Raw genomic sequence first — 6,882 nt, 5'->3', positions numbered from 1 at the left:
ACCCAAGCCCGACATACTCATAGACCAGCTCTCGCTTCTGCTCCGCAGTACGGAACCTTCGAACAGACACAACAATCAGCTCCTCAAATCGAGGACAACTGACTCACAAGCAGTCTGGCAGTCAGGGGTACCGTCCAGTTCGTCGGGTGTGCCCGACGAACTGGACGATGTGCGACGAACTCGGCGAGCTCCGGCCACCAGCCCGGCCACCAGCCCGGCCACCAGCCCGGCCGCCAGCCCGAACGCGACCCGCGCCACCCGCGCGCCCGGCGCTGCTGCCCCAGCCGACTCCTTATGTCACAGGCACGCCACGAGCCCCGGGAGCCACGAAACACACAGATGTGCATGGACCTGTGGATGAACGTGGACAACGTGCAGTTCGACGTGGACGAAGCACTCCACATCCGTGGACAGCGGATGTGGGAAAACTGCTCGTCCACGAATGACATGGGTTCGACACAGGCCGGCGCCCAGGTCGGTCCACAGGGCTCCGGGCGCTCTCACCTGCACGGACGTGGGTTGCGCACATCTTCCACACCACCGATGACGAACATGGGACTTACCCATTGATCCGGCTGTGAACAACCAACAAGGCCTGCCTGGCCCGATCCGTGAGTCCCGGCCAGCTCCTCCGCACCAAGCAGACACATCGCCGCACTATGCTCAGGGGTCCCAAGGCAGGGACTGGACGTCCCGTGCCACCGCGAACGAGAGGTCGACACAGTGAAGTTCAGGGTCGAGCGCGATGTTCTTGCCGAGGCCGTCACCTGGACTGCGCGCACGTTGCCGACCCGCCCGCCGGCGCCGGTACTTGCCGGAGTCCGGATCGAGGCGGCTCCCGACGGCACGTTGACCCTCTCGACCTTCGACTACGAGGTTTCGGCCCGGTCCGAGGTCGCAGCCGAGGTCGACTCACCCGGTTCGGTGCTGGTCTCCGGTCGTCTCCTCGCCGAGATCTCGCGCGCACTGCCGGCCAAGCCGGTCGATGTCGTCCTCGAGGGAACCCGCGTCAACGTCACCTGCGGCTCCTCGCGCTTCACGCTGCTGACCATGCCGGTCGAGGACTACCCGAGCCTCCCGGAGATGCCCGATCTGGCCGGCACCGTCGACGCCGAGGAGTTCGCGGCCGCGATCGGGCAGGTCACGATCGCCGCGGGCCGTGACGAGACGCTGCCGCTGCTCACCGGCGTCAAGGTCGAGATCAGCGGTGAGAAGCTCACGCTCCTGGCGACCGATCGCTACCGCCTCGCCATGCGCGAGATGACGTGGCGGCCGAGCTCACCCACCGTCGAGCGCCAGGCTCTGGTGCGCGCCCGCACCCTCTCCGACGTCGCCCGCGCCCTCACCTCGACCGGCTCGATCGAGATCTCGCTCGCCGAGAGCGCCGACATCATCGGCTTCGAGGCCGGCGGCCGCCACACCACCTCCCTCCTGGTCGACGGCGAGTACCCGCCCGTGCGCCGGCTGTTCCCCGAGCAGACCACCACGCACACCGTGACCGAGTCGGCTGCGCTGATCGAGGCCGCCAAGCGTGTGGCCCTGGTCGCCGAGCGCAACACCCCGATCCGGCTGAGCTTCACCGAGGGCCAGGTGGTCCTCGAGGCCGGTCAGGGCGATGACGCGCAGGCCTCCGAGGTCCTCGAGTCCACGCTCGTGGGCGAGGAGATCACCACGGCCTTCAACCCCCAGTACCTTCTCGACGGCCTGGGTGCGCTGGGCGCTCCCTACACGCGCCTGTCGTTCACGCACCCGACCAAGCCGGCCGTGATGAGCGGTCAGGAGGATGGCGGCGGCGACAGCCCCGACTCCTCCGAGACCTTCCGCTACCTGCTCCAGCCGATCCGCTTCGCGAGCTGAGCGAGCAGCCCGCCTGAGATCCCGCCGTCGACCACGAGGAGCATGACCAATGCACATCGGAATCATCGGACTCGGTCGGATGGGCGGCAACATGCGGGACCGCATGCGCGCTGCCGGCCTCGAGGTCACGGGGTACGACCAGAACGCTGAGATCTCCGACGTCGCCTCGGTCGCCGAGCTCGTCTCGGCCCTGCCCGACGGCGGCCCCAAGGCCGTGTGGATCATGGTGCCTGCGGGCCAGATCACCGAGGATGTGATCACCGATGTCGCCGGTCGGCTCACCGAGGGCGACATCATCATCGACGGCGGAAACTCGAACTTCAACGACGACCTCCGCCGGGGCAAGGAGCTCGCGGCCAAGGGCATCCACTACGTCGATGCCGGCGTCTCGGGCGGTGTCTGGGGGCTGGAGAACGGCTACGGCCTCATGGTCGGCGGCCCCGAGACGGTCATCGAGCACCTGATGCCGGTCTTCGACGCGCTCCGCCCCGAGGGCCCCCGCGAGGAGGGCTTCGTGCACGCGGGCCCGGTCGGCGCCGGCCACTACTCCAAGATGGTCCACAACGGCATCGAGTACGGGATCATGCAGGCCTACGCCGAGGGTTACGAGATCCTCGCCGCCCGCGACGACCTGCTGGTCGACGTCAGCAAGGTGTTCCAGGCCTGGCAGCGCGGCACCGTGGTGCGGTCCTGGCTGCTGGAGCTGCTGGTCAAGGCGCTCAACGAGGACGACGACCTCTCCGAGATCAAGGGCTACGTCGCCGACTCGGGCGAGGGCCGCTGGACCGTGCAGGAGGCGATCGAGCTCGCCGTACCGGCGCCGGTCATCGCGGCCTCGTTGTTCGCGCGCTTCGACAGCCGCCAGGAGGACTCCCCCGCGATGAAGGCGGTCGCGGCGCTGCGCGAGCAGTTCGGCGGCCACGCCGTCCAGCGCTCCGCCGACGGATGAGGTTCCTCGACCTTCATCGCTGCCCGACGGCGGAGCGGGCCTGAGCATGTACGTCTCCGACCTTGCTCTCACCGACTTCCGCTCCTACCGCGAGGTCGTCATCTCGCTCGAGCCGGGCGTCACCGCGCTGGTGGGCCCGAACGGCCAGGGCAAGACGAACCTGGTGGAGTCGATCGCCTACCTGGCCACCTTCAGCTCGCACAGGGTCGCCGGTGACGCCGCGCTCGTGCGTGCCGGTGCCGATCGGGCCATCGTGCAGGCCAAGGTGCAGCGCGGCGGCCGCCCGAGCCTGCTGGAGCTCGAGATCGTGGCCGGCCGCGCCAACCGCGCCCGGCTGAACCGCAGCCCCACCCGGCCGCGGGAGCTGCTCGGGCACCTGCGCACGGTGCTGTTCGCGCCGGAGGACCTGGCGCTGGTCAAGGGCGACCCGGACGGCCGGCGGCGGTTCTGCGACGACCTCCTCACGCTGCTCGGGCCGCGCATGGCGAGCGTGCGCAGCGACTACGAACGGGTCGTCAAGCAGCGCAACGCGCTGCTCAAGACCGCGGCCTCGGCCAGACGCGCGGGTTCCGAGGGCGACATCCGCACCCTCGACGTGTGGGACGCCAAGGCTGCCGCCAGCGGTGCGCAGCTGCTTGCCGGCCGGGTGCGGATGCTGCGAGACCTGCGCCCGCACGTGCAGGCGGCCTACGAGCAGGTCAGCAGCGGTCAGAGCCTCGCCGAGCTGAGCTACCGCGCGAGCGTGAGCACCGACGAGGACCCGATCAGCGAGGACGATCTCACCAGGCCCGAGCTGGTGGAGGAGAAGCTCCTCGAGGCGATGGCGCGGCTGCGCCCGCGCGAGATCGAACGTGGCGTGAGCCTCGTGGGGCCGCATCGTGACGACGTCGAGCTGATCCTTGGTGGCCTGCCGGCCAAGGGGTACGCGAGCCACGGCGAGTCGTGGTCGTTCGCGCTGGCGCTGCGATTGGCCTCCTACGAGCTGCTCAAGGGCGAGGGTTCCTGGGACGGCGACGGCGAACCGGTGCTGATCCTCGACGACGTGTTCGCCGAGCTCGACTCCCGCCGCCGTGAGCGGCTGGCCGAGCTGGTCGCCCCCGCGGAGCAGGTGCTGATCACGGCTGCGGTCGGTGAGGACGTACCGGGCGCACTGAGCGGCGTCCGCCTCGACGTCGCGGACGGCAAGGTGACCCGTGCCGACCGAGCCTGACGACGCGAGGGACCGCACGCCGTCCGACGATGAACCGGACCCCGACGAGGCGGCCCGGCTCGCGCTAGCGCGGGCACGGGACGCGGCCCGCAAACGGGGGCTGACGCCGGGGCAGCAGCCGGGCAGGCGCCGGACCCGCCCGCTCGGCGACCACTCCCCCGGCGTGGTGCACGGTGCGGGACGCGACCCGCAGCCGGTCGCCGACACGATGGAGCAGCTGAGCGCACAGCTCGGCTGGGGCCGGTCGCTGCAGGTCGGTGGCGTGGTGGGGCGCTGGCGCGAGGTGGTGGGTGACAACATCGCGGACCACTGCGTGCCCGAGACCTTCACCGAGGGTGCGCTGGTGGTGCGTGCCGACTCGACGGCGTGGGCCACCCAGATCCGGCTGCTGATCCCGCAGCTCGAGCGCCGGCTCGCGGAGGAGGTCGGCGAGGGCGCCGTCATCTCGATCCAGGTGCTCGGGCCCGGTGGTCCGAGCTGGCGCAAGGGGCCCCGGTCGGTGCGTGGGCGTGGCCCGCGCGACACCTACGGATGAGGCTCCTGGGACGCGCGGGAGAGTGAGATCCGGTCACGTCGATGCACCTGGCGGGACCAACCATGGGCAGCACCCGGCCACGGGACACGCGGGTGTGGAAAACCCTGTGGACGATTCGAATTATCGGGTTGATCACGGTAGAATCACAGAGCCCGTCGTGGGGGTGCCGTGGAGCACCTGGGACACGCTCGGGCGGCGCGTTGCACCACAGGGTGATCGGCGTGTCCACGGGGGTCCTCGACCCCCGTGACGACGAGGACGAGGAGCCCGACGAGTGGCAGACCAGACCGCGGTGGATGAGACCGAGACCCCAGCGACCCCTCCCGGGAGCACCTACGACGCGGGGAACATCACCGTCCTGGAAGGTCTGGAGGCCGTCCGCAAGCGGCCGGGCATGTACATCGGTTCCACCGGTGAGCGTGGCCTGCACCACCTCGTGTACGAGATCGTGGACAACGCGGTCGACGAGGCGCTCGCGGGGTACTGCGACACGATCGGTGTGGAGCTGCTCGCCGACGGCGGCGTGCGCGTGTCCGACAACGGCCGTGGCATCCCGGTCGCGATGCACCCCACCGAGCACAAGCCGACCCTCGAGGTCGTGATGACCGTGCTCCACGCCGGCGGCAAGTTCGGTGGCGGCGGCTACGCGGTCTCCGGTGGTCTGCACGGCGTGGGCATGTCGGTGGTGAACGCGCTGTCGAGCCGGATGATCTCCGAGGTCAGCCGCGACGGCCACCACTGGTCGATGACCTTCGAGGACGGCGGGCAGCCGGCCACCGAGCTGATCAAGGGCGAGCCCACCGACGTCACGGGCACCATCCAGACGTTCTGGGCCGACGACGCGATCTTCGAGACGACCGACTACGACTTCGAGACCTTGCGTGCGCGGTTCCAGCAGTACGCGTTCCTCAACAAGGGTCTGACGATCACGCTCGACGACCAGCGCGGCAAGCATGTCGAGGACGTCGTGGCCGGCCCGGGCTCCGACGGGGTCGAGAACTCGCGCAAGGTCACCTACAGGTACGACGGCGGCCTGGTCGACTACGTCACGCACCTCAACTCGGCGAAGAAGATCGACCCGGTCCACCCGGACGTCATCGACTTCTCGGCCGAGGACACCGAGCGCAAGATCGCGCTCGAGATCGCGATGCAGTGGACCAACGCCTACTCGGAGTCGGTGCACACCTACGCGAACACCATCTCGACGACGGAGGGCGGCACCCACGAGGAAGGGTTCCGCTCCGCTCTGACGGGTCTGGTCAACCGGTACGCCCGGGAGAAGGGCTTGTTGAAGGAGAAGGATGAGAACCTCACCGGTGAGGACATCCGTGAAGGATTGACCGCCGTCATCTCCATCAAGCTCGGTGAGCCCCAGTTCGAGGGCCAGACCAAGACGAAGCTCGGCAACACCGAGGCGCGATCCTTCACGCAGAAGATCGTCAACGACCAGCTGGGTGACTGGCTCGAGTCGCACCCGAGCGAGGCGAGGGACGTGGTCCGCAAGTCCGTGCAGGCGGCGGCCGCGCGGATGGCGGCACGCAAGGCCCGCGAGGCCACCCGCCGCAAGGGCGTGCTGGAGAGCGGCGGCATGCCGGGCAAGCTGCGGGACTGCTCGAGCCGCGATGCCTCTGTCAGCGAGATCTTCATCGTGGAGGGCGACTCGGCCGGCGGTTCCGCGGTGCAGGGGCGCAACCCCGAGACGCAGGCGATCCTGCCGATCCGAGGCAAGATCCTCAACGTCGAGCGGGTGCGGCTGGACAAGGCGCTCTCGAACAACGAGGTACAGGCCCTGATCACGGCGTTCGGCACCGGCATCGGTGAAGACTTCGACATCAGCAAGCTGCGCTATCACAAGATCGTGCTGATGGCCGATGCGGATGTCGACGGGCAGCACATCTGCACGCTGCTGCTCACGGTGCTGTTCCGCTACATGACGGATCTCATCAAGTTCGGGCACGTGTACCTGGCGATGCCGCCCCTGTTCAAGCTGAAGTGGGCGAACGCGCCGCACCAGTACGTGTACTCGGACCGCGAGCGTGATGCGCTGGTCGCTGAAGGGCGTGAGCGCGGGTGGCGCCTCCAGAAGGATGGCGGCGGCATCCAGCGGTACAAGGGTCTCGGCGAGATGGACTTCCGCGAGCTGTGGGAGACCACGATGGACCCGGACACCCGCACGCTGAAGCAGGTCACGATCGATGACGCGGAAGCTGCCGACGAGATGTTCTCGATCCTCATGGGCGAGGACGTCGAGCAGCGCCGCACGTTCATCCAGCGCAACGCACGCGACGTGCGCTTCCTGGACATCTGAGGGGTAGTACGTGAGCGACGACG

The 6,882-nt window shown here is 68.9% G+C and carries 5 protein-coding genes; all 5 read left to right on the top strand.

The genetic code is table 11. From position 1 onward, the window contains the following. The first annotated feature begins 723 nt into the window (after positions 1-723). The 5 genes from dnaN to gyrB all read left to right on the top strand — a co-directional run bounded on the left by dnaN (position 724) and on the right by gyrB (position 6,859). Positions 724-1,857 (top strand): DNA polymerase III subunit beta, encoded by a 1,134-nt coding sequence (dnaN, locus tag GPA03_RS19840; RefSeq protein ID WP_156253785.1) that lies wholly within the window; start codon positions 724-726, stop codon positions 1,855-1,857. 49 nt (positions 1,858-1,906) lie between these two features. Next, complete coding sequence (gnd, locus tag GPA03_RS19835; RefSeq protein ID WP_156253784.1) at positions 1,907-2,806, top strand: phosphogluconate dehydrogenase (NAD(+)-dependent, decarboxylating); 900 nt, start codon at positions 1,907-1,909, stop codon at positions 2,804-2,806. Positions 2,807-2,852: 46 nt separating this feature from the next. Continuing rightward, entirely contained in the window at positions 2,853-4,016 is a 1,164-nt protein-coding gene (gene recF / locus GPA03_RS19830; protein WP_156253783.1) for a DNA replication/repair protein RecF, read from the top strand. After that, positions 4,000-4,551, top strand: coding sequence for a DciA family protein (locus tag GPA03_RS19825; RefSeq protein WP_156253782.1), 552 nt, complete (start codon positions 4,000-4,002; stop codon positions 4,549-4,551). The genes recF and GPA03_RS19825 overlap by 17 nt, the downstream gene beginning before the upstream one ends. 274 nt (positions 4,552-4,825) lie before the next feature. Beyond that, a complete protein-coding gene (gene gyrB, locus GPA03_RS19820; RefSeq protein ID WP_156253781.1) occupies positions 4,826-6,859 on the top strand; it encodes a DNA topoisomerase (ATP-hydrolyzing) subunit B in 2,034 nt (677 codons plus the stop codon). Positions 6,860-6,882 lie beyond the last annotated feature (23 nt).

Source organism: Pseudactinotalea terrae (assembly GCF_009733845.1).
GTDB classification, from domain to species: Bacteria; Actinomycetota; Actinomycetes; order Actinomycetales; family Beutenbergiaceae; genus Pseudactinotalea; species Pseudactinotalea terrae.
Note: the sequence above shows the minus strand (reverse complement) of the source record. Positions and strands in the feature narration are given on the sequence as shown.